The sequence below is a fragment of the Bradyrhizobium algeriense genome (genome assembly GCF_003062295.1).
GTDB classification, from domain to species: Bacteria; Pseudomonadota; Alphaproteobacteria; order Rhizobiales; family Xanthobacteraceae; genus Bradyrhizobium; species Bradyrhizobium algeriense.
Genome location: NZ_PYCN01000009.1, coordinates 36,215 through 59,948 on the forward strand (window position 1 = coordinate 36,215; position 23,734 = coordinate 59,948).

A 23,734-nucleotide genomic window follows, 5' to 3' on the forward strand; every position below is an offset into this window, starting at 1 on the left:
CATGCATCTATTCTCGGAGATCGAGGAACACCCCACCGATAGCCTGTAACAATTGAAACAACAATCGCGCGCACTTCCGTCATTTCGGTAGTGTTTGCGGCCATCAGGACGTCATACGCAACTCCTGCGTCGTCTCAAGAGCGCACCGAGTGGAGTAATCAAAGGGCAGGAATGCCGCGAAGCGCTTCTCCGCAAACGCAATTTCACCAAGCATCGACATGGTCAGTTGTAAATTGACCAAAGTATCCGCCCCCGGCGCGTACCCTGAAGGTAGGACGTCGAATGGCATCCCCTCTCCGTCACGCGCCAGCTCGGTCGCCAGACTGCGGAGCGGACCGGTCATGTGCCTACGCGCCGCATTATGAAACCGCCCGCCACGCCTGTACGACTGATCAAGCAACATACACACAATCCAGTAGTGCAAATTACCAAGATGCCTCAGCGCGGGGTGTTTGTGGTGCGGGATCGGTTCGCCCGTTAACGGCAAACCGCTCGTCACGAACAGCTTGAATGCCGGGTAGTCGCGATTTGCCGGATCCCAGACCTCAAGACCCGGCAGCGCGGGATGCGTGCCATCAAACAACGAGCGAAAGAATTCGAAGTGTTCGCTTTCTCCTTCTTCTCGCACCTCTTCGAGCCGGCGTTGCCAAAGCCCAAAGTCAATGAGACGCGGATGACGCATCCGCAATTGATCGAGAACCGCTTCGATTTTGTGATAGAGCGAGCCAACCCGGTTTGGGCGAGTGGTACCCAGCACCTTGTACAGGCGCTCCACGAAGAGCTTATCTTCCTCATTCGTCTGCGCATCCGGGTCAACTGCTCGAGCGGATGCTTCAACATAAACGTATTTCGCAATGGTTTCCAAACTCAATGCCTCAAGCTTGAAATCGAACGGATAAATCTCTTGTTCATAGGGGAACTGTTGTCGGCCAAGATGTGGCGCGACGCCGAGTGCGAAAAGTAGATTATTCACAACATCCAAATGGACCATCTCTTCAATCGCTACGCCGAGCACATGAAGGGGACGGCCTCCGTATCTGTGGCTTGGCCAACCTGCCAGGGCCGCATATTGAGGTGTTTTGATCGAGAACGCAGCGAACAAGTATTGGACAAGTAGGGAGTGTTCGATTTCGGCCGCATCGCGCAACAATCTGATAAGTTCGAGCAATGGGTTGTCAAAGAGCGGGACGTACCGAAGTGCGTCTTGAGTATCGGAAGACAACGTTTCGCGGAGCGGCATTTCTGTCGACAGAAAGCGATCCCTTGAAACAGCCGCTCCGAAATGCGCAGAGATCGACGACGGCGTGTCCAAGGACTTCTTTTTGGCATAAGACGCGACGACCTGCGTGATTGCACTGCGGTACCGAGCGTAGCCCGTGCATCGACACAAGTTATGGCCCGTTACCGCTTCGACGACTGTGTCGAGATCCTGCCCCTCAAGACTCGCCATTTGCTCGCAAGCAACCACACCAGCCAACACAAATCCGGCGCTGCAGAACCCGCATTGCATGGCATCGTGGTGAAGAATTGCGTCCTGGATTGGATGAAGTTGTTCGCCCGCTGCGACACCCTCGATAGTAGTTACCTCCCACCCGTTCACATGACGCAGGCTAATCATGCACGATTGCTTCGTTGTGGGTGGTTCTGTCGGCGAATGCCGAACCAATACCGTGCATGCTCGACATTCCCCGATACTACAGCCGATGCGGGTTCCGGTAAGACCGACGACTTCGCGAAGGTAGTGCGCGAGATGCATGTCGGCAGGTGCATCTCCAAGGTCATGAAGCTCACCATTGATAACGAGGCTGACATCGGTGGTTTTTCTAAGCACCTGGACGGCTCCGGATTTTCAGGTCTTTGTATCTGATCGGTAGCGCAGAAGGCCAAGCGTCTTCATCGTGATGTCCCAGAGCGTGCCCTATTGCGTTTGCGATCGCCGGAGCGACTGTCGTCATCGTAATTTCACCGGCCCCCTTATGGCGAATGTTAGCCTGCAGCTCGTTCAGCGCACCGCCTTCAGGAAGAGGTAACAGAACCGTTTCTAGATCTATCGCAATAACATCCGATGCTCGAGGAACCATGTATCGATCAAAGTTTACAAACCGGTCCTGACCGCTTGCTGGCGGCAACTGCTCAAAAAGTGCATGAGCCAGTCCCATTTGGAATCCACCTTCAACCTGGCCGTGGAGGATCGTCGCCGTGATTGCATCGCCAGCATCCAGGAATGAGACCGCAGCCGTAACCCGCAAACTTTCCGACTTTGGGTCAATTTGCACGACCACTAGGTGGCCGCCGGCTGCGTACGCCGAACGGGGGACTCGTGTCTTTCCAACAGCCGAGTGCGCTGGCGGGAAAATTGGATCGCCTTGAGTTGGCACCAGGGTGGCTTGGCAGGTCGCTTCCTTGGCAAAGCCAAGGGCATCAATAAAAGATGTGAAAGACCGCTCCCCGTCCATGAAAGTGGCCCGAGACCAGCCGTTCGAGAAGTAACCATGCGCAATTGCGAAACGCGGGGCGCTAGTCCTATCAAGGTGTGCGGCGATCGTACTGAGCGACACGGGCTTGCCTTCGCCGACGTGGAAGCCATCCGAACGCCAAGCATCGAAGAGGTCTTCGTCCGAAGTATCGAAGTTAACCAGTTCGCGTATCCCGGGAAAGATCTTGAGCCTGATCAATGCGTCGCAGGCTTGGCGCAAGACGTGAACATGGAAAAATGCGGTCTTCGATGCAGCCGTAGCCTGATGGCCATAAGTCGTCCCCTTCGCGATCAGCTGTTCTGCGAAGGAAACGAAAGGCTCTGCGTTGCCCAGCGACACATCGGCGGGAGCCCGGAATGTGTCAGCGGCGACTTTTCCTAGAGACCGGCGTGCTCCTTGACCTAGGTCTACAGATTGGCTCCAGACCGTTATCTGCCCGTCGAGTTCGAGCTGCACTGCAGCATATTGGCTATCTCCGCTTGTTCCGTAGGCTTCCATGCAACCGGCAAAGCCGACGCCACAATAGAGGCCTCTTGCCGCTCCTTCTCTTCGGATTTCGTCACGATTCTTCCACAGGTGGTGTTCGGCAGCTCTGTCACAGACTTCCGCATTGGCGACATGGAAGCAGAGCGGGGTACCTGCTATGTCGCGATCTGCTTTTTGCGGATCCGAATCGTATTGCAGAACATTCTGACGGCGAACGCCGATAGGATCGCGATTGAGCTTTAGAGTAGCAAGCTTGTCGATGGCCGTTTCAATGTTGAAAACGACCTGTGGAATTCCGAAGCCTCGCATCGAGCCTACGATAGGAACGGGGCGTCGTGTAACTACACCATTCGCACTGACTTTGTTGAATCTGTAGAATCCCGTCGCGTGAAGGGCCCCTAACTGCATCACAGGCGTGCTGAGATTAAGCTCAGCACCACCTTCGAATACAAAGTGAACAAGCGCTCGATCAAGCGAGCCATCTGGCTTGGCTGATATCAACGTGTGAACGCCGGAGCCATGCCGTTTTAACCCGGCCTGAAATTGCTCGAACCTGTCATATGCCAGCCTGACGGGGCGATCTGATAAAGCTGCGGCAAAGGCCAATTGGACAACGAACGGCGACTTATCACGGCCGCCGAAGCCGCCCCCGAGGTCGACACTGAGGATTTTGACATCGCGTATAGCAGGATTGTCTAGGCCGGCAGCAACAGCCTTGCGAATGTCTTTTAAATCAGCATAAGGCGCTTGGGTCCCAACCAGCATTGTAAGTGTGCCGTTTTGGACCCCCGCTAGGCCAGTCTCCGGTTCGAGGAAAGCAGGATCAACTTGCTGCGTGAAGGTCGTCGTCTCAACGCAGAATTCTCCGGGCGCCATTTTCAACAGTTCTTCGTATATCGCATTGGCGACCGGATCATGCACGTCCGCCCGAGTAAATTGGTCTTTCTCGAGCCGAAGGTGCCCGTGGTCGAACTGACTTGATAGTTGATGTTGTGAGAGAGACAGCAGGTAGTGCTGCGTCGATAGTATTGCGGGGGCAATCAACAATCGCCAGTCTGTTAACAGCTCCGCAGTCGACCGTTCATCGGCAATTGGAGTTGGGGTACCGTAGCTTACGATGCCGCGGTCCTCCCGCAATTCCTGTGCTGCTCTACGGAAGGTCAGGAAATCTTGAAACAGAAGAATCGCCAGAGGCTGGCTTAGGTACTGCGGTACTCGGTTCGGCGGGCATAGCTGCAACATTCCTGCGCCCGTTGCCGTGCCGGCTGTGTTGTCCAAACCGTGCTCCGCCAGGGTATCAGCTGTGATCGTGCGAAAAGGCTGATTCTGTGGGCCAAGGCGTTCAACGTTCAGGCGGACGAAGGGACGGTCAATGAAGGCTGTACGGATAATCAGTGCATGGGCACATTCATCAGGCCAACCAAGCTGCTGAGCGATATCCTTCACCCGAAAATCGCTAGCGAAGACTTTCCCTCCGGTGATCTTCGCCTTGCGCAAGTCGGACTCGGCAGCGAATGGTGCAACTTCAGGTCTCATTCGGACCTCGGGTTAATCGTTGCCGCTCTTTTGCTTGGCGTTTCGACCGCGGCTAAAGAGGAATGTGGTAGTACGCAAAAACAACGCTGCTGACGCGACGAGTCCACTCCAGCTTGCTCGAAGGCTTGGCTCGGGAATTTTTTTGTCATCGACGTTAATTCGTTCTTTTTGTGAGGCACTGCGTGCTTACGTTTCTGCTGAAAGAGCGCTGGGTTTCGCGTTCGAGCCCAGGCGTTCAACGACGCCCAAATTGGCCTCGAAATCGGGATCATTCCCGTGTTCAACGGCCAGAAGAGCGTGCTCCAGAGCTTGCTCGAAGCGACCAAGCTTTAAGAATTCGGCCGCCAAATTGTTATGTGCTGCCGCGTGGTGCGGATTCGAACTAATGGCAACCTGAGCCAGCGCGATTGCGCGTTCCGTAAATCCGAGCTCGGACGCAGCAACGCCAGCGTTGGCGTTCAAATCCGGGTCGTGAGCTTCATGTCTTAGAGCCCGATCGTATGCGGCCAGCGCCAGAGCAGCATCTCCTCGTCCCAGATTGAGATTTCCGAGCTCGCGCATCGCTCGCCATTCTGACGGCTTGATCTCCAATGCACGCTGAAAATCCGCTTCCGCGCCTGTCACATCGACACCTTGAGCGCGCAAAATGCCACGGTTCAAATATGCTTCATAGTATGGTGGTGAAAGTTCTATCGCTCGCGCATAGGCATCGAGCGCCTCGCGTTCGCGACCCGCTATGCGGGCCAATAGGTTACCGAGGTCATTGTAATACTCGGCATAGTAGGGATCGAGCTCAATAGCATCCCGCAGACGCGCCTCAGCTCGAACAACATCTCCGGCCAGCTCATAAACTTGGCTTGTATTGTAAACAAGGATTGATCGATGAAGCAGAAAGGCGCCTTCGCCGTATGCTTCGACAATCTCTGAGAGTCCGTGCTCGCAAAGTGCTAATGCACTATTGAAGTCGCCTTGTCGCGCCTTAATGTAGGCGTACGCATTCTCCGCAAATACTTTGATGTATTGATAGCGTGGATGATTTGCGAACTTCTCCTCGATTAACCGCAGGTTGGCAACCGCACAGGCCTCGGCACGAGGAATATCTACGGGCACCTGGTATCGACCATAGGTCATCGACTGTGCGTACAGGGCGGTAGGAACAAAGCGGCTTAGTGGAAACTGCCGCAAGAATGCTTCCAGAAACGGTAGTGAGGAAGAGGAATACCCCATTGCATACAAAACGAATGCAGCATTGATAAAGAGCCCGTTTATCGGGTCATCACCCGACCCGTGCTTCTGCAACTCAGGATCTGAATAATTTGCAGCGAAGAATTCGAACCAGGTATCATAAAGCCCGATCCCCATGAGGATTTCACAGGGCTGGACCAGCGCTTCGACCCTCTCGAACTTGTTGCTGAGCGCGACGGCGTGGGCAAGGATCAGCGGAGCTGATCCTGATCTATATTGTGTCAATCGTCGAATGTGCGCTTCGCTATTGAGCCGATCTAGCACACCACAAGGCAATGTTTCGGCATTTCGGCGATTGATCAAATCGCCAACAAGTCCGTCCTCGACAAATGCAGTGGCCATTTCGACCCGCCGCTCTTGCGGGATAGAGGCTAAAAACAGATCCACGATGGCAAGAGCGCTCAACCGGTTAGTAGCATCCAGGCCTCTTCCCATGCATTTGAGCAACGCGGCACCCACGTCGAGATTGCCATTTGATCGCGTGAATAGGAGGTCCTTTTGCGCCGAAGCAAGACTCTCAACATCAAGTTGACTTTCAAAGTCCAGTTGGGTGAGAGGTGGGAGAACGAATCGCGGCGCATTTGCAATCAGCAATGCGCCCTCGCGGTCCAGAATCACGAATCGAATTCGTTTGCACTTCTCCTGAAGTCTTAGGAGAATTTCCAACAGGCTCCGCGAAGTAGCGCAAAGAGCTTGGCAGTTGTCGATAATGAGAACGACTTCGCGGTTAGATGTTTTGAGCGCTTGCAATATGAATTCACCAAGGCCCACCAGAAGTTTGTTTTGATACTCGTGATGGTAAAATCGGGTACGCTCTTCCCGGTTTGCCGTATTCGTCAAATCGCGCGGCACTAAGAAGGCTGCGGAACTACGAAAAGGCCATAGCCTCTTTAAGGTTTGCTCGTATTTGGCTAGAAGCCGCGGCGTGGCGGCCTCGCATTGCTTTATCAGGTCAAGACACAGCTCTTCAAATCCGGCGAGATAACCGCCGTGCAGCCATGAGCCATTTGATGTGACAACTTCATGGTTGGCAATGCCGTGGGCCGCTGCCAGCGCAGTGGAGCGCGTACCTGCCCCACTTGTGTCGACCAGCACGACAATACCTGCATCCCGCAACGCCGTGCGGATTAGCGCGACGAACGGCACCCTCGCCTCGCTAATCCATGTTCCTTTTGACGTTGCACTCACTTGTCTCGTTTAACGAGCTAGACGGTGCCAGTGTAAGGAGTCGTAGTGCGGATTTTGGTTTTGGTCGTGGTGACCTTCTTGATAATCGACGTGCCGCGCGGCGCTCCTGACTCGTAGGTCAGCTTCTGCTCTTCCGTGGATTCCGCGCGCTTCTCCGATTCCGTCTCGGTGATGATTTCCGGATATTTGGAGTTGAGCGGATTTGTTGAATGTGCGGTATCAGCAGCCATTGATATAACCCCCAGCCAACGCTTTGGTTGAATATCACTAAAGATCCAACTTTCGTTTCAAAATGGGTGTATGTCAATGGCCCTGCAACTCGGAGAATAAAATATTCCCTGCGAGGCTCGAAGACCGGGACTAGGTGCCACGGGGCAGCCGTGACCGCTATCGCTTTTTCGGCGCCGTCTCCACACCAACACCAAGCCCAGTCATCGCGGGCCGGACTGGAATAGATCCCGCCAATCATCGGTTTATCAAACGGAATTAACTGAACAACTTCAATTTGCTACGGAAAGTTGTGCGCAAAGCTGTTTTAGACCCCGCAAACATTCGGGAATTTTCGAATCCAGCATGTATTACAACGACAGCGCGACCGCGGTGCCAGCCGCGCCGTCGGTGGTCACCAGCTTGTGGCAGCGCGATCTCAGCTCCTTCAAGAGCGACCCATCGGGGACTGGGTTCTTGGTCCCGTAGACTTGCTGCTTGGTTGAGACAAGTACCTGAGCATGTGCCTTGCGCTTGACGGGTAGCAGGCGGTCGAGCAATTGCAGCGGCGTACCGTTGTGGCTGCCGTGATGCGCCACTTTGAGGAAATCCACCGGCTCGAGTTCGGAGGCGCATTTCTTTTCGATCATTTCCCAGCTTTCGAGTTCGGCATCACCGGGCAGCAGGAGTCGCTTGCCGGCGGCTTCGATGAGCAGGCACAGTGACGTATTGTTCTGCGCCTTGTCGATGAACCGTGCGGCCGTCACTCCGTGTTCGCGAATGGCGCGCCGAAGCCGCTCGAAATCGCTGGCCGATATGCCGCCGCGCTCCGCAGCACCGGCGCGCGCCACCGCGGGAAAGTCCCAATCGAAGCCTTCATCGCCGCCACGCACCTGCTTCTCGTGGCCGGTGCCGACCGCCGCAAGCGCTGTTGTCAAGGCCCGCTCTCGGGCACTCGTCGTGTAGTACACGCTAACGTCCGGTTCGGGCGCGAGCACCCGGATCTTGATGTTCTTGAACGTCGAAGATTCTTTCGCCTTGCCGCGCGCCAGGTAGGCAATCGGTTGCTTGCCGAGCTTGCGCAGGTAGTCGATCCGGTCCTTGTTGGCCAAGTTGTTTTCGAGGAGCGAACGGAAGGCGGGGTGCAGCACCATCCCGTTGCGGCGGACGTCGCGCGCGAATCCAGCCAGACCGTCGCGGAGTCTCTTCTGCAGCTTCGCCTTGGGAAAGTCCCGGTAGTAGTCCGGATGGCTCGGCAGGCCCATCCAGACCCGCTCGATTTCCATGCGGTTGAAGATCTCTCGCTCGCGATAGAAGCCTTCCAGGTGGTCGAGATGCTCGTGGGTGACAATCAGAAGATCAATCTTTCCATTGCACTGCTTCTCGATGTCGGCGCGATGTCCGGGAAGCGCACCAGGCTAGACGGATCGTTGGGAGCGCGGCCGAAATCGATTAAGATATGGCGGGTTTCGGCGCCATCAGGCAGGCTGAGCAGGATGCAGTCGCCGAACCCTACGACGTAACCACGGATCTGAATCGTACCTGTCATCAGTGCCCTCCAGCATAGTGGTCGTTATTGGGCCGGGCGTGCCGCATCGCGGCATTGCGCTGAAGCCGGAGTCGTCTTCCCTCGATCGTGGCGCGGATACGAAAATTTCCACCATCGGGCGCGCCCAATCCGCGGATCCCGTCGCTCACTCCCATGCTACCGGAGCGAATGAGGTAACGGGCATATTGCACTAGCGTCTTCCGCCGATCTTTCGTAGGCAGAACCATCGCCAGATGCAGGAAGTTACCGTTGCCGTCAAAAACCAACGTTCCACCGCAATAGAGCGGCAGCAATGTGTTGGTGAGCTTGCCGAGCGCGCGGCCTTTGAGCTCGACGTCTTCACTCCACGCGAATTCGATCACCCGCTCTTTGGGCGGCCAGTAGCCGCTTCGCGCGCGCTTCTTGGTGTGATAGACGGAAACAATGGTGAGGTTGGCGTCGAAGGGAATCTGGAAGAGCTCGCGGAATTCGTCGAGGAACCGATAGGCGTCGGCCGGCGTGGCGGTGATCGCTTCGATGTCTTGGCCTCGCGCAAAGCGTGAACGATATCTCTCCTGACACGCCGATCCTCTTGCATCGGCTTGAGTCCGCGCCGGCGGAAAATGCGTTTGAGTTCTGATCTGATTCCGTAGGAATCATCGGGATAAGCGACTTCGTCGGCGCGCAGCAGGGCGCGCGCATATTCATCGTAGCGTAAATCCACCGGCGGGCAGTAGTCGATGGCCCGGAGCATCACGTTGGCGGTTTGGTCGGCGGCGCGAAACAGCGCCTGGATCGCCTGCTGTTGGTCGCGCTTCCTCCCGCCCGCCTCACGGGAAACCTCCTATGAGATTGCGGATGTAGAGATACTGCAACAGATCGTAATAGACCCCGGTCAGGATCTCGGACCAGCCGTGCTCCTCGTAAGTGCCGCGCAAATCGCTCATTTTGCGTTTGTTCCAGGCGCCTCGCAGATAGTCCTGCTTGGCTAGGCCATGGATCGCCGCACCGAATTCGCTGGCGATAGCCGAGACGACATTTTTGGCCGACAGGAGCGCCGGCGCTCCTGTCGTTACTAGCTTGGCAATTTCGCGATTTTCAGACTTGCCAGCATAGCTATCGCATCGCCAAAATACTCGTGAAACCCTGCGGTCTCCGGTGAAGAAACCTCGTTGTACCCAGGCTTCAGCCCATCGAGTACTGTGTGGCCGAGTTCATGCGCGACGATGTCATGCGACAGGCAGGTATGGACCGGCTTGCCGTCGGGGCCTTCGAAATAGCAAAAGTGCAGCGCGCCGGTATCGCGATCGTAAAACGCGTTGTCATCGTAGCCAGCATGCGGCAACACCAACAGGCGTCCGAGGCCCGACGCCCAAGGCACCGGTCGGCCCAAGGCTGTATCGTCCTCTAACACCGTCAGGACCTGTTCGATTATCGCCCAGACGTTCACTTGGTGAAAGTTGAAGTTGTCGAGAATCCGCTCGTTCTTCAAGCCTGCAATGCCGACGAATCCTGAGCGGTCCGCCAAGAGTCTGGCCGGCGTAAACCGTGTATCGAGGTCAGCGTTATAGTCCACGATCGCGACGCGCGCGCTGGTCGGGCCGTCGCCGACGGTAGCACACTCGATCGTCGCTTCAACCGGCCACAAATTTCGGGTGCGTGCGAGGAGCGGGTCCTTCGGAAGAACCTTGATCCGAATCGATCCGTTTCGACCTGTGCGCCGTTTCGTACCTGGCTTAAGTGTCACGCAGCCCCTTAATGGGAGCTACAATTCTGACTACAACTCTAGGTTATCGCAACAGCTTTTTTGGACCCGGGACGACCACACAGAACCGTAGCGCGCTATTTTCCTAACCTCCTTCGGCACAAGAACAGGGGCCCGGACTTTCGGAACCTCTTGAAATGGATAGGGCTGTTCGCGTCCAACGGCACGCCACCGGAGGTCATTACAAGCTCTCGGCGAGTGTCACGTCGAGATCAGCTTCGAGGCGCAATGGGTCGCCCCCAAGAAAATCTCCGAACGCGTTACGGCCGACATCGAGCTTTGGTCAGCGCTTACGAAGGAAGCCGGCATCGAACGCCAATGAGGTTGCTTTACGAGGTTGCTTCTGTTGGCTCGTGAGATTTTCTTTGATCTCGCGGTGCACACATCGTACACACGCCGCGTTCTAACCAATTGAAAGAATTAAACTCTCGATCCAATCCATCACTGGACCGACAGACTAAGAGTCGGCAAGTGTCGCGAGTGTGACACGGCAGGAGTGAATATCGAGCGTGATGAAAGCCAGAATGTCTTTGGTGCTATTGGACCGAGATAGCTGAGGGTTGAATGTGTCAATGCGCACATACCACACCAATTCCGCAGCATTGGAATGAGATTGATTACAAAAATATGATCGCATTGCTCAACCTGCGACCAAACCATATGAAGTGAGACGGGCTTTCGTGACCTAGCGTTTTGATGTGGCGAGCTTCCTTTGCTTGCAGTTGAGCGACGAACAAAAGTGCGCTTGTGTTGATTCATGTAAATCAACGATCGAAAGCCACTCCGGCTTCCAGCTCCAGGATCGCCTGGCAATGCGACAGAGGGTGTTCCGAGCACATGCCGCGCTTCTTCGCCTGAACGTTTTCACTTGGAAACCTCGTAGCGGAGTAATTCCACGGCTCTCGCGGAACTTTGCATGCAAGCAGCTCGCCGGCGTCGGCGCTTCCTTTAGATCAGCGCGGGGCTCCTTGATGTGCGGTCACAAAGCCATCGAAGTGTGTCGAAGGTTTTTGTTGCTCGGTTGAATCATTTGTGAGATGACCCGTGCGCAAACCGGCGCTAACATCGTTGGAGAATATAGGACCTGATACACCGCTCAGGCTGTCCGTAGCAGCCGCAATCGCGTTTCCGGATCAGACCATTTCCGAGAACAGCTTGAGACGAGAAGCCAAGCGCGGGCGACTTACGGTCGAGATTATTGCAGGCAAGGTGTTTACGACTCTCAATGAAATTGAAAGGATGCGTGGCCGATGCCGCGTAGAAGTAAGGGTGCCCGTCTCCACCTCAGACCAGCCCGCTACAGGGCCGGAAAGCTCACCCATCAAGCCACTTGGGTCATCCGGGACGGCACGGGATATTACGCCACTGGATGCGCTGAACGCGAAGTTGCAGCGGCTGAGCAAGTCCTCAAGGACTATATTGCAAAAAAATACGCGCCGACGCGCAAGGAACAAGACTTAGAGAAAATTCCCGTCGCCGACGTGCTTTCGATTTTCATTGACGACCGCCCCGACCTTTACGTCGAGAACTCCGACGCTCAGAAGTATCTCAATCGCATCGGGCGCCTCAAAGAGTTTTGGGGAAAGCTCATGTTGTCGGAGGTAACCCGGACCAAGTGCCGTGAGTACCAACAACACCGTGGCAATAAAGGCGGTGCCCGCCGAGATCTGGAGGATCTCAGGGCAGCCATCGCCAACCATGCGGCGGAAGGGCTGCACCGTGGCATTGTGAAGGTCACGCTTCCCAAGAAGGGCCCTGCCCGCGATCGATGGCTGACTCGCGATGAAGCCGCCCACCTAATCTGGACGTGTTGGCGCGCCCGCGAGATACAGACCATGCACCGCGGACCCAATAAAGGACAGCAGGTTGAAACGAATAAGCGGCCCCTTCGCCATCTCGCCCGGTTCATCCTTATCGGGGTCTATAGCGGGACGCGCGCGGGCGCCATTGCGTCAGCTTCGCCGACCGCGGCTATCGGGCGGTCCTTTGTCGACCTTGAACGTGGCGTCTACTACCGACGCGCCCAGGGGAAGCAGGAGACTAACAAAAGGCAGCCGCCGATGCCGATCCCACCGCGCCTGCTGGCACACCTGCGACGCTGGAAGGAGCGCAAGATTATTGCGCGGCACTTTGTCGAGTTCAACGGCGAAGGTGTATCTTCCGTGAAGACCGCGTTCAAGCATGCGGTGACGCTGGCCAAGCTCGGGCCCGGCGTTTCGCCGCATACGTTACGGCACACCGCGGCAACGTGGTTGATGCAGAACGGTACCGACCCATGGCAAGCCGCCGGGTATCTCGGCATGAGCGTCGAAACGTTGTTGCGCGTGTACGGGCACCACCACCCTGACCACCTAAAGGACGCCGTCGCCAAGATGACGGCCAAACCTACCGCCTCAGCTTCGCCTCAGAAACCAGCCGAAAGGAAGAAAACGAACGTAGTCAAAATTCAATGAAAATGGGCACTTCTAGTGGGAATAGTGCGAGTTTCCGCCGCTCATAACGGTCTGGTTGCAGGTTCGAGTCCTGCCGGGCCCACCAGTAAGTCAATCACTTAGCCGGTTTTCATTTCACGACCGGTTGGTCACCGCACCAGAAATGCCCCTGCATCGTTGCGCCCGCTGATGTTTCCGCAGTCCTCAACCTACTTCTCTGGCTTCGATCTGACTACGACCTCTCCACGCGATCGTAGATTCGGCGGCATTTTCGCAATTGGAAATTGAGCAGCGGCTTGCACTTCTGTGGTCGGAACAGTTTCTCGACGGTTGAGGACCTGCGAGCGGAACGTGCAGATCGGCGATGGGCGGATCCGGCATAAGCCTCCTCGTAGCTAAGAAGGTGGCGTTCTTCAATCGCCGCGGCTGCGCACGTCAATTCCCGAGGATGCAACCGTCGTGCAGATGTGATCTCCGGTGGACTCAGGAGCAGCGGAACGAGCCGCGTCATGAAGGCCCTAATCAAATATTAGGCGGCCCGAAGACGAGCTCACACTCAAAAAAAAGTCCAGCGAGGTCCGGCAGCCTTCGGCTGAGCTCCTCGCCTGCTGCTCAGCTTCGCGAAACTAGCGTTCCCAGGTCCCTAAGCAGCACCAGAAGCTTGTTCAGCCCTTCAGGGGAACCGTCCCAGACACCTTCGACCGCAGTAGCGAGCTGCTGCTTGGCACTTTCGGCCTGGCGCCCGGCATCGATCCGCGTTCCCTTTTTTGCATAACCGCATAATTTCTGCAGTGTTGGTGTGAGTCGGGGCGGTTTACGGCTCAGCGCGCGGTGGACGCTCGATTGATTCACGTCCACCAGATCTCCTAACGCCTTATCGCTTAGTTTTCTTGATCTTTTGAAGCTTTGCACGAGCGCGACCGCCTCCAAGGCCCCCTCCTCGGGGCTAACCGGCCGTCCTGCAGACCCTCGATTTTTGCCTTTTCTGCGCGCCATAATTATGCAATAATGCAGAAATTCGATGTTCACACAAGAGGTCGGCCATGAAGGAAATCCGGTTCTATCGTGCGAGCGAAAAGCCGTACGGTGTGTTCAGCAACCTTTACAGGCGTGCGATCACGTTCGAGGGACGCATCTTTCCAACGTCCGAACATGCCTACCAGGCCGGGAAAGCCCGCAAGGAAGAAGTGCGGGAGTGGCTCATGGCAGCACCTTCGCCGGCGTTACTCGCGATGGCGGCGCACGGTCTCTACCAGTGGGACATCGTTCCCGACTGGTCGAAGGTGAAGTTCGACCGCATGAGGGGCGTGCTCATGGCGAAGTTCACTCAGCACGCTGACCTAGCGGCCATTCTCCTCGAGACCAAGGATGCCGTGCTGATCGAGACTGCGACCGTGGACAGTGCAGTGAATAGGCTGTGGGGAGAGGTGCCCGGCAAAGGGGGCAAGAACATGCTGGGAATCATGCTGATGGAGGTCCGTCAGCATCTGGCCCAGAGGAGCGGCACCAAGCGACGCCGTAAGGTCGCGATGCAGGCTGCCGAATAAAATTTCAGCGACTTCGGCTTTCGAGCGACGTGACGAACGCGCTGCACACTTCGTCGACGCCCCTATCGAGCATCTCGCGGACGTGACCGGCACCGGCCGCTTGGAAGAGCCCTCGAGCACCGGTAAACGCGCAATTCAGCGCTGCCAGGCGCTGACCGACGGCGACTCCGTCGAATATATCCTCGAATTTCCAGTATCCCTCGCGACGCCAACGCTTCAAGACAAGGTCGAGCAACCCTGTCGTCACCATATCGCCCGAACCGCATGTGTCCACCACTTGCGGAGCGAGGCTGGCCGGGAAATGCCGTCGGACTTTGCCGTTCGATACCGTCAGTCCGCAGCCACCGTGCGTTCGGATCACGATCGTTTCGGGGTCGAGGCCGTCGTCGGCGATGTGTTTCCCCGCGGTTTCGTCGGACAGCTTGACCACGGTAGCGCAGCGCATGGCCCGCGCGAATAATGGATCGTCGGCGCTGGCGGGCTCGAAGAAGACGAGAGCCCCGGCTCGCTTTGCCTCCTCCATCGCCAGGATGATCGATTCCGACACCCGATCGGCGTAGAAAACAGAAACCGACTTCAATGTTTCGGCAGCTTTGTAGACGTGTTCGTGATCGATCGAGCGCCACTTGGGAAAGCGGACGAACGTCTGTGGACACGTCGAAGTGAACCGGTGGGTTGCACTCGCCGTATCGAGGATCTGCACGATGACAGGAGAGCTTCCGGTATCCGCGATCGAGACGTATCGGGTCTCGCACCCTGCCCTCTCGAACTCGCCGAACAGGAAACGACCGTGGTCGTCGTCACCGAGATTGACGACGGGAAAGACCGGGTGACCGAGCATGGCAAGCGACAGCAGAACGTTGCCGCACGAGCCGCCGAGAGCCTCCTTCGGACTTGTATGGGCGTCGGAGTAGATCCTGTCGACGGCAGTCAGACCAGTGCCCGCGACCGCGGGTCGTGCCGGGGGGAGCCTCGCATGTCTGGAATCGGATTGGACCATACCGTGAACATTCTATCAAGGGCGCCGCAACATGGAAACGTCCAATTGCGCTCGTCCAGCACCCGCTAGGCGCATGCCGCCAAGTATCCTTAACAGGCCTTCAGGCCCGGAAACGTGACTGGGCAGCAGATTCCAACAGGAAATCTCGCGCTCGCAGACCTGATCGACGCTGAGCCCGAATTCGCCTCCGAGCAGCTCGTAGTCGTTGCCGTGCCTATCACCGCTGTCGCCGACGGCCAGCATTTGAAGCTTGTCGTCGACCATCTTGCCTCGAACCGCCTCGAAGACACGCGGCTTAGCGGCCCATTCCGGACAGATGTCGATCGAGTGCCCGGACCGGACCATCCTCAGCCCCGAACAGGCATCGACGATCTCTCGGAGTTTCCCAACACCGTCCGCCGCCGACACGAGCTCGTCGAGGCTAATCGTGATCTGAAATGGGCTTACCTTCGGGAGCCAGCCGTTCCGGAACATCGTGGCTTCGGCTTGAATGCGACCGAAAGCATCCAGGATAGCGGGGTCCGGCTCCAGGGGTGTGGTTCGGATATCGACGGACAGCGGGACGATGTGCGCACCGTTGTAGTAGCCGACCAGCACCCGTTCGCAGTGCTCCGGCGAAAGGCAGCTCCGCAACTCCTCACCGACCGATCCACCTCTGCCTGTCGCAAGCGCGATCGCGACGCCGCCCTCCAGAAGTCTTCGCAAGCCCTCCATGATTGGCTCGGTGGGCGGCTTGCCTCGCCTGTTCGTAGCGACCATCGTCCCGTCGTAGTCCAGGATAAGCGCGCCGAACTGGGCGGCTTCGAGGCGCTCGATGAACTCGTCGCGCCGGGAGCTCCAAGCCCGCCCCGCTCTGTCCGGTTCATCGGCTCTCTGCTCGGATCTCCGTTTACGGCGCGTGGCTGCATCTTCGGATTCGACGGCGACGAGGAGATCCCGGCTGTCGTAGATCAAACGACCGAAGTCTGCGACTCCGGGTTTGCCCGGATCGATGCCCCTCACCGCGCCGATGCCTTCGACGATGCCGAACGATTTCAGAACGGCGTCGAAAAGGGTGTGTCGCCCGGGTGCGCCGAAGGCGAAATGCACGCTGCGGATCATCGACGGAATGCATGATCGGATGGTCTCCCAGAACGGAAGACTGCGATCGCAGGTGAGCGCCAGCAAAACGGTCCTGTCGGCATATCGGTCGAGCCAGACGTGCCGACCATGGGCGAAGTTGCGGAAATCGGTGCGCTGCACCTTGCAAAGACCCGCCTCCCAGCAGCTGGTCTCGATCATGACGGCCGCAGCGGTCAGCGCGGGATCGTGCAGGATGATCAGCGTGTCGCGCTCGACGTTCCAAGCGCCTGCAATCGCCTCGATATCACGAGTTCGATTCGCCGCGGACAGGATGTTCTCAGACCTCGCCCGAACCTTATCGCATCTCTCCTTCCCGCGATGTCCCGCGACCTGATCGCTCGCTAGCAGCAGCGACGTTAACGTCGAAGTGAGCGAGTGCGTCGCCAGAAACCCATCCCTCTCATCGGCTACCGGCACCATGTGTAGTCTGGCAATTTCGGCACCCACGCCGGCGACCAAGTTTTTCCCGCGTGCGGTCACCACGTCGATGCGGCGGGCATGCTCGTTGACGGCGGTCTGAAACGCCGCGCGGATGTCCGCGTTCTCGCCCCCCGCGGTGAAAAGCCATACGCCCCATTTCGGCAACACCGGGTCGAGGGCGAACGCCATCGGCGTTGTCACCGCCGTGGCGGAGTGCTGCAGCCACGTCCTGCAGGACGACAGGAACTCGGCGGAGACGGCGGAGCCTCCGCTTCCGACCGCCGCGACGGGGTAGTCGGCAGCGCGTTCGAGCGCCTCGACAAGGATGCCAAGTTCGCTTCCGGATGCCTCAGAGACGGTATTCAGAAGTCCGTTCACCTTGACGGAGAAGACAGTGGTCATTGGTCTATCGCGTCCTTCAGCCGTGAGATGATCCGCGGTACGAGAGCCGAACCTCTCCATATCCGTAACGTCATTCTGGAGACCTCGGTCCGGCGCGGGACCGTTGGCTGCTTTCCGAGCTACCCGGCCACTGCCTCCGATTCCAGATCGTAGCTGCCGTAGATGGGACCGTGGAGCCAAACGTGAACCGCCATGTCCGGAGGCGCCTCGGATTCATTCAGCGCTGCGGGCTCGAATTCGTACCGCAGTGTCTCGACGTATTGTACCGAAAGATTGTGTTCGATCGCAGCCATCATCGCACCGACGGCGATCACTTTACTGCCGAACGGTGACAGGATGATTTGCGGGAAGAATACGTCCTTCACCGTCTCGTCATATCGCGATTTCAGGATCGAGATCGTGCGGTAGCAGTCGAGCGGGTTGCGTTCCGACACGTAGATGAGATCGCGCGCATCGACCTGCCATTCGTTCAGCAACGGCGCCTGATACTCGGCCAGGAGCTCGTCGGCGCGTCGCGGGTTGCGCGCCGGGAAGGGAACGACGGGGCATACCTTGTACACGTTGTCCAGCGTCGTCCGGATTCTTCGCAATGTCTCGACACGGCCGCGTCCGAGCTGAGGCAGCCAGATTCTAGCCACCGGAAGCGATTCGTAACCTCCGGAGGGGCCCGAGTACCCACGAACCGCTTGGACCTGCATCGAAGGTTCTCCGACGATCCGATCGTCAAGCTCGGGATTCGATACGACCATCACGTGCAGGCTCAGACCTGCCTTTGCTTCGGCGTATTCGAGCAGCATCCTTGCCAGAGGAAAGCCGACGCCCGTGGACAGCGCGCTCATGTCGAGGACGATATCGGTTACCTCGGCGGGCCAATCGTATTTCTCGAGAACGGAGCGCGCGCCATGGCCTCCGATGGGTGCCCCGTCATCCGCCGAGAAGATCTGCACGAGGGAGACCTTGCAGTCGGCAATGATGCACTTGAGGCGCGCTTCGTTCTCGTCGGCGAGCTGCTGGAGGTTAACCGCCGGGTCGCCGCGATCCTCTCGAATGAAGAGACCGTGTACGCGGTCTCCCATGGTGGCGGCAAGCCGGTGGGCGATGCTTTTGGCTCGTGGGTCGAAGCCCGCTCCCGCCACGAGAACGCAGCGACGGGACGTCTGAGAAAAGTAGTCGTCGATGAAGCCGGAGACGTCCTTGTCGAAGTGAGTGATGCAGTTCTCCCAGTGGCGGCGCATGATCGTCAGACCTTCTCTTCGGCCAAGACGAGGTCTGGAACGCGACGCTCGAGGAACCCGCCGCGATTCAAGGTCAAGCCGTATGCGAGACATACCGGACCGGACAGCTCGAGAAGGCACCAATTCTTTCCTCCCTGACCGTAGTCACGGATGGCGACGATGGCCTGGTACGCGATCGCATACTTGAGCACGAGAGCGATTTCGCTGTCGCCAGCGAGCAGATCCTGCATCTCTGTCTCCGGAATGCCCACGGCATTTGCTCCGGCTCCGAGAGACGCGTTGGGCTCGGCAGAGACTTCCAGACAGTCCTGCGCGAACCGATCGATCAAGGCGCGCACCTTTCTTGCGAAGGGAAATCGCCACTCCTTCAACATTTCCTTGGATTTGTCGCGGAGCGCGCTCTGCTGCTGCGCGGGTGTCAATGCCGGATCCTGATTCCGGATCGCCTTCGTTTCCATTCGCTCCACGAGCGCGCCTGCGAGCTGCAGAAAAACCTCCGCGTTTTCGTTGCTTGCATCGCAAAGAACGTCTAGTCCGAAGTGGAACGCCCGATTGAACTTGTGATTCAGGATCAGGCGAGCCGCATCGGCAATCGTGCTTTTGACCCTGAGCGGCTGCCGGGGCTCGGGGTCGTCGGCGAAGAGATCGCTGGTCTGGCCCGTGGTGCGGACCACGTAGCGGTGCAGTAGTACGCGAAACATCATCAAGCGGACGTCTTCGCCGAGGTCGAGCGATTTCGCTCCTTTTACGTAACGGTCGACGATCTGCCGGATCTTGTGCTGCCGGTCCTGCGAGATCCTGAGGCTCTTCTGCTCGCGATCGATCAGCGCCCGCAACTCGTTCATCTGGCCGGCCGAGAGGCTCGGCGGCTCTTCGCCGAGGAGATCTTTGAAGCGGGTGTAGTTTCGATCGCGGAGCGGTTGCACGAGACGGAGGTAGCGATCCGCCATGTCAGTCGCCATCTTGCGGAACTGACGGCGCTCGTCGGAGCGGGCGCTGTCGGTCTGCATGAAGATATCGAGATAATCGCGTTCGACCTTCAGCCCGGGCAGGGCATCCGCGCCCGCCGATCGGAAGACTGCGCTGGGCGAGAGGGCATCCATCCTCATCATCAACCAACGCGCGAATCGGATCTCGCGTCGCGCGAGAGCTCTGAAGAGCGCCTCGAACTGATCTGGATGCAGCGTGTGCACGTCATCCAGGATGGTCATGGGGCGAAGGCGGCACGGCGTACCGCTCCATTCGATCTCGATTTCCTGAATGGCCTCGAACGGCTGATACGGCTCGCGCGCCTCCTCCGGGATGTTATCGAGCGATGGAGGGAGAAGACTTGCTCCGATGGAATAGACCGCGCGTTCGACGCTGCGGGCGCGTGCGACGATGCTCTCGGCGTCAGCGCCGCCGATCTGCTCGAGTTGCGCCCCCGCGCCGTCGCGCGGAATGAACCTTATCTCATTGATCGCGCGCCGCCGATTGGAAGTGAGATTTCGCACGAGTTCTAGGATCGTGCGAGCCTGAATGAGGGCCAAGACTAGCTTGGTCTTCACCGCCGGCTCGTAAGGAAGCTCCCAAAAATCGCGATATTCCGATTCCATCGGGATCCTGACGCCCGCGACACGGGGCCGCTCGTCGTGCGTGAAGCCACAGCGTGCAAGGACTGAGGCAAGCGAGCGGTTGTTCTCGCTACTCTGGTCGCGGAGGATCGACTCGATGAGCCGAAACTCGACCAAGCTGGCCATCATGGTCTTGCCGCTTCCCGGAGTCCCGATGACCCGGACCGGATAGTCGAAGAGAAGCTCGCGCTTCTTGTGTTTGGCGACGAACGTGGTCAGCGGCTCCGGGCTGACGATCGCTAGAAAGGCGGAATCGTCCCGGATGTATTCCGTCGCCCGCCTGAGGAAGGGATTGGTCATTGCAGGGATCCGTGCCGGTCACGCCGCTGGAACAACGGGCGCATCTTGTGTGCACCGCCCTTCCCCGCCGTTTCTGCCCACAACAACGGAATGCTGTTGTTCGGCGTGTTGTGCTCGAGGACGACAGGCAGGGCGCAATTCGCGTATCCGAGCTTCATATCGGTCTGGCCGGCCTCGCGGCAATGCCTCTCGGCGCGTTTGAAGATCTCGTGGTCGTAGTACTTGTCACCCAAGTCCAACATCGGACCATCGAGGGAGCGCGTCAAAGGCAGAGAGTCCGGCAGCAGAAGGCTCTCCGTGGCCGTGTACGCCGAACACGTCCATTCGCTCCATTCCGCCTTTGCGAGTTCCAAGCGTTCGACCAGAGCCAGTCGCGCCTGAGCGCTCGATATGTAGTGGTGTATACGCAGCTCGTAGTCCGCTGAGATGGGGAAGTGTTCATTCAGGTCGACGCGTGCGGACCGGATAAGGTCGTTGAATTTCTTCAGCTTGCCCTTCCATTCGCCTTTCTCGTTTCGACGGATGAACGTGGTACCTGACGCTGTGAAGTCGTCGATGAGATAAACGCAATCAAACTTCTCGGAAGGTGACATGCCTGGCGCCTCCCTGAGGTTTTTGCTGAGGTCGAGCCACTTCTCCCGGTCCACGTTCATCATAGGGATGACCTGCTCGGTCGAGATCCGACCTGCGTTCGCGCGCCGGAGCATATCGATCCGGCTGCCGTCGCTCATTCCGACAAAAAGGGTCTTGCGCAAGCTCCGCTTGAATTCATCCGCTCCCTTTTTGTCTGCCCAAACCTCATAGGCCTTGATACCGAGCCGCGACGCGACCATCCGGCGCAAGTGCGGCGTCACAACCTCCGGTACGAACGTTTCGACCAGACACTGCATCTCGGCGAGAGATATGTAGACCAGCCGCCGCTTGATGAAATCGTATGCCGCCTGTCGGTCGGCCGCGTCGAATTGCTTGAGCCAGGTCGCCAGTGTCTCGAGGAAGCGAACGCCAGCGCGGAAATACGAGTAGCCATCGTACTTGACCGCTGACATCATGCGCAGCCAGGCATATTCGTCAGTGGCGATCCTTTGATCGTCCTCCGGCCAGCCCATCACTTCGGCCAGAAGACTTAAGGCCATCCTGTCGTTCAACTGCGCCTCTCCAGTGGGGACATCCGAATTGGGAGGGGAGAATTGTTGGCTCGGCCGCCTACACCCCGTAGCCCGTTATACTGGTGAAGGGCCGCCTAGCAACTGTTGGTGGCTGTCCTTTCCCGTTCTCAACAAGGGCCATCCCCGGGTCTTCGACATTCAAGGCGGGCTCGACCGTGCTGAACGATCCCGGCCGGACTTGGCGCCGGCTTGCGCTCGACTGCAGCTTCGCATCGACGATCTTTTTCGCGCGTTCATTCGCGGAGCGCGGTGCGGGCTATGACCCAGATGTGACCCAAGCCCTACGCGAGCGAGAGGACCTCCGCAAGGGCCAAGCAATCCATTGACTTTATTGAAGGATTGGTTGGCGCATCAGGGCTCGAACCTGGGACCCGCTGATTAAGAGTCAGCAGGGTCTAAGGGCGATAATCTGGTGCGCGATCCCAAATCCCCTAAACGTTTTATCACCGCACCAGTTTCGCACCAGAAACTACCTGAACAAACCAGAACAAACACGATCGAAATCAAACGAAACCGCAGCAAAATCAACGAACCTGATCGATATTCCGCCGCTCATAACGGTCTGGTTGCAGGTTCGAGTCCTGCCGGGCCCACCAGCCTTCGCTCGCGAAGTGTCGAGCCCAATTAAGAGCGAGCCGATTCCAAAGAAAGGAGATTCGGTCTCCGCGGCTTTCCAACGAAATGCGAGTCGATTTTGCCCTAAGCGAGATTTTTTTGCGATGCGAATCAGCAGCTTAGCAGATTAGCTTGCAAGCTCCGTGAGCTGGGCAGCGCAGGCATGTCGGCAATGGCCAAGGCAACTGAAAGCGTTAGTTTCAAGATTCTTGCGCGGATGAAACGAGACCCCCCTCGCGAGTCTGGACCCCACGTGATTTCATCGATCTCGGCACAAGAACGGCCGTCGATGTTGCCCTCCACAGGCTGGAAGCGCAGAATCTCGTGAGACGGATTAGCCGGGCCCTCTACGATGTCCCGCGTTTCGAAAAAGGCGTTCTCGTTCCGCCGGATTACGCCGCTGTGCTTGCGGCCATCAGTCGTCGTGACGGCATCAAGGTCTTGGTGGATGAGCGGTCAGCCGCCCAAGAACTCGGCCTCGTGCCCGGCACACCGACGAGGATAGTAGTTCTTGGCTAGTTCCACACGTCAAGAAATTGCTTCAACACCAGACTGAATAAATTGACGCTCAATCAGCTGATTTTTTACAGTGTCGTGATCTGACCCACGCCTTTGCCGTCGTGTAGTTCACGTTGCAAGCTACGGCGGCCCGATAAACGGTGCTTCCACCTGAGCACGTGGATAGAGCTTCCAACCTCCCTTCTTTAATTCCACAATAGGCAGGATATTCCGCTCGCTACACCACGCCGAAGCGCCGCGATACGTAACAAAGCCGCCAAGCTGGATGATTTCTGGAGTGAAGATCACGTCTCGCGCCAGCCGTAAGACCTCCGAGCGCCTGAACGGCGCGTAGGCAGGGGCCTCAGCATGTCGCGACCCGCCTCGATCGTATTCGTGACAGGCAGCATCTGCAGGGAGAACACCTATGAACAACTTCGAGGATAAACCGCCTCCCGCGGTCGGGGCCTATTGGATCAAGGAGGAAGATTATCCGACATTGCTGAAAATCTTCGACGATGGCGACAAGATGCCGCCGAGCTGGAAAGAGTGGCTGAAGATGGCCGAGGAAATGGAGCAAGGGCTCAAGGCCTATGGACACGTCGTGCTGCGTGTTTACATCGACCCCGCCACATTCCCGGACTGGTGCGCCGCCCATGGCACAAGCCCGGGCAGCGCCGGACGCAGAAAGTTCGTCGCGGCGGCGGTAACCGAGAGATACGGCCAACAGACTTGAGCAGCACCGTCTTGGCGGGACGCCGGCCCAGACGCTCACGGAGAGATGAGGACGAGACTTTCCCTTCGTCGGCTCGCTGATAGGATAGGGTCTCCTTCTTGATCGTAGATCGGCGGTGATATCGCACTAACCGCCGAACAACTTTGATCGAACGGCCCCATTAGCGATCGACGTGTTTCCTACCTACCCGACCCACAGCAGAGCCATCTTGTCGGT

General features: G+C 57.7%; 17 protein-coding genes and 1 pseudogene. 5 read left to right on the forward strand and 13 right to left on the reverse strand.

Annotated elements, in window-relative coordinates:
• Window positions 1-103: 103 nt before the first annotated feature.
• The 6 genes from C7G61_RS18865 to C7G61_RS43960 form a co-directional block, all read right to left on the reverse strand.
• Complete coding sequence (locus C7G61_RS18865; protein ID WP_108516993.1) at window positions 104-1,831, reverse strand: ferritin-like domain-containing protein; 1,728 nt, start codon at window positions 1,829-1,831, stop codon at window positions 104-106.
• Window positions 1,824-4,499, reverse strand: coding sequence for a xanthine dehydrogenase family protein molybdopterin-binding subunit (locus tag C7G61_RS18870; RefSeq protein WP_108516995.1), 2,676 nt, complete (start codon window positions 4,497-4,499; stop codon window positions 1,824-1,826). Before C7G61_RS18870 ends, C7G61_RS18865 begins: the two co-directional genes overlap by 8 nt.
• A 186-nt stretch (window positions 4,500-4,685) precedes the next feature.
• Window positions 4,686-6,890 carry a tetratricopeptide repeat protein gene (locus C7G61_RS18875; RefSeq protein ID WP_108516997.1) on the reverse strand — a complete coding sequence of 735 codons (2,205 nt, stop codon included), beginning with the start codon at window positions 6,888-6,890 and terminating at the stop codon, window positions 4,686-4,688.
• A gap of 59 nt (window positions 6,891-6,949) precedes the next feature.
• Window positions 6,950-7,162 (reverse strand): hypothetical protein, encoded by a 213-nt coding sequence (locus C7G61_RS18880; RefSeq protein WP_108516999.1) that lies wholly within the window; start codon window positions 7,160-7,162, stop codon window positions 6,950-6,952.
• Window positions 7,163-7,510: 348 nt separating this feature from the next.
• Window positions 7,511-8,425: a ComEC/Rec2 family competence protein gene (locus C7G61_RS18885; protein ID WP_145963646.1), complete on the reverse strand. Its 915-nt coding sequence runs from the start codon at window positions 8,423-8,425 to the stop codon at window positions 7,511-7,513.
• Between the two features lie 65 nt (window positions 8,426-8,490).
• Window positions 8,491-8,688 carry a hypothetical protein gene (locus C7G61_RS43960; RefSeq protein ID WP_145963647.1) on the reverse strand — a complete coding sequence of 66 codons (198 nt, stop codon included), beginning with the start codon at window positions 8,686-8,688 and terminating at the stop codon, window positions 8,491-8,493.
• Window positions 8,689-8,921: 233 nt separating this feature from the next.
• On the opposite strand from C7G61_RS43960, the gene C7G61_RS44730 reads away from it, so the two are divergent.
• A complete protein-coding gene (locus C7G61_RS44730) occupies window positions 8,922-9,230 on the forward strand; it encodes a hypothetical protein (RefSeq protein WP_108517005.1) in 309 nt (102 codons plus the stop codon).
• A gap of 512 nt (window positions 9,231-9,742) precedes the next feature.
• Here the strand turns inward: C7G61_RS44730 and C7G61_RS18900 are convergent.
• Window positions 9,743-10,315, reverse strand: a complete 573-nt coding sequence (locus C7G61_RS18900; RefSeq protein WP_108517007.1) for a gluzincin family metallopeptidase — start codon at window positions 10,313-10,315, stop codon at window positions 9,743-9,745.
• A 1,367-nt stretch (window positions 10,316-11,682) separates the two neighbouring features.
• On the opposite strand from C7G61_RS18900, the gene C7G61_RS18905 reads away from it, so the two are divergent.
• Window positions 11,683-12,885: a tyrosine-type recombinase/integrase gene (locus tag C7G61_RS18905; RefSeq protein WP_108517009.1), complete on the forward strand. Its 1,203-nt coding sequence runs from the start codon at window positions 11,683-11,685 to the stop codon at window positions 12,883-12,885.
• A gap of 591 nt (window positions 12,886-13,476) precedes the next feature.
• Here C7G61_RS18905 and C7G61_RS43970 read toward each other — a convergent pair.
• Window positions 13,477-13,794 carry a hypothetical protein gene (locus C7G61_RS43970; protein ID WP_145963650.1) on the reverse strand — a complete coding sequence of 106 codons (318 nt, stop codon included), beginning with the start codon at window positions 13,792-13,794 and terminating at the stop codon, window positions 13,477-13,479.
• Between the two features lie 113 nt (window positions 13,795-13,907).
• Between C7G61_RS43970 and C7G61_RS18915 the strand changes: the two genes are divergently transcribed.
• Window positions 13,908-14,411, forward strand: coding sequence for an NADAR family protein (locus C7G61_RS18915; protein ID WP_108517011.1), 504 nt, complete (start codon window positions 13,908-13,910; stop codon window positions 14,409-14,411).
• A gap of 4 nt (window positions 14,412-14,415) precedes the next feature.
• Here C7G61_RS18915 and C7G61_RS18920 read toward each other — a convergent pair whose 3' ends face one another.
• The 5 genes from C7G61_RS18920 to C7G61_RS18940 all read right to left on the reverse strand — a co-directional run bounded on the left by C7G61_RS18920 (window position 14,416) and on the right by C7G61_RS18940 (window position 21,648).
• Window positions 14,416-15,411: a PfkB family carbohydrate kinase gene (locus tag C7G61_RS18920; RefSeq protein ID WP_108517013.1), complete on the reverse strand. Its 996-nt coding sequence runs from the start codon at window positions 15,409-15,411 to the stop codon at window positions 14,416-14,418.
• Between the two features lie 15 nt (window positions 15,412-15,426).
• Entirely contained in the window at window positions 15,427-17,355 is a 1,929-nt protein-coding gene (locus C7G61_RS18925; RefSeq protein ID WP_108517015.1) for an HAD family hydrolase, read from the reverse strand.
• A 119-nt stretch (window positions 17,356-17,474) separates the two neighbouring features.
• Complete coding sequence (locus C7G61_RS18930) at window positions 17,475-18,590, reverse strand: hypothetical protein (protein WP_108517017.1); 1,116 nt, start codon at window positions 18,588-18,590, stop codon at window positions 17,475-17,477.
• A gap of 5 nt (window positions 18,591-18,595) precedes the next feature.
• Window positions 18,596-20,503 carry a hypothetical protein gene (locus C7G61_RS18935; RefSeq protein WP_108517019.1) on the reverse strand — a complete coding sequence of 636 codons (1,908 nt, stop codon included), beginning with the start codon at window positions 20,501-20,503 and terminating at the stop codon, window positions 18,596-18,598.
• The gene (locus C7G61_RS18940; RefSeq protein WP_244608359.1) at window positions 20,500-21,648 is read right to left on the reverse strand and encodes a phosphoribosyltransferase-like protein; all 1,149 of its coding nucleotides are present in this window, start codon (window positions 21,646-21,648) and stop codon (window positions 20,500-20,502) included. Before C7G61_RS18940 ends, C7G61_RS18935 begins: the two co-directional genes overlap by 4 nt.
• A gap of 891 nt (window positions 21,649-22,539) precedes the next feature.
• Here C7G61_RS18940 and C7G61_RS47460 point away from each other — a divergent pair.
• A pseudogene (locus C7G61_RS47460) lies at window positions 22,540-22,803 on the forward strand (DUF6088 family protein); the annotation flags it as partial.
• Between the two features lie 406 nt (window positions 22,804-23,209).
• On the forward strand, window positions 23,210-23,518 hold the full coding sequence (locus C7G61_RS18945) for a hypothetical protein (protein ID WP_108517022.1): 309 nt from the start codon (window positions 23,210-23,212) through the stop codon (window positions 23,516-23,518).
• Window positions 23,519-23,734: the final 216 nt, after the last annotated feature.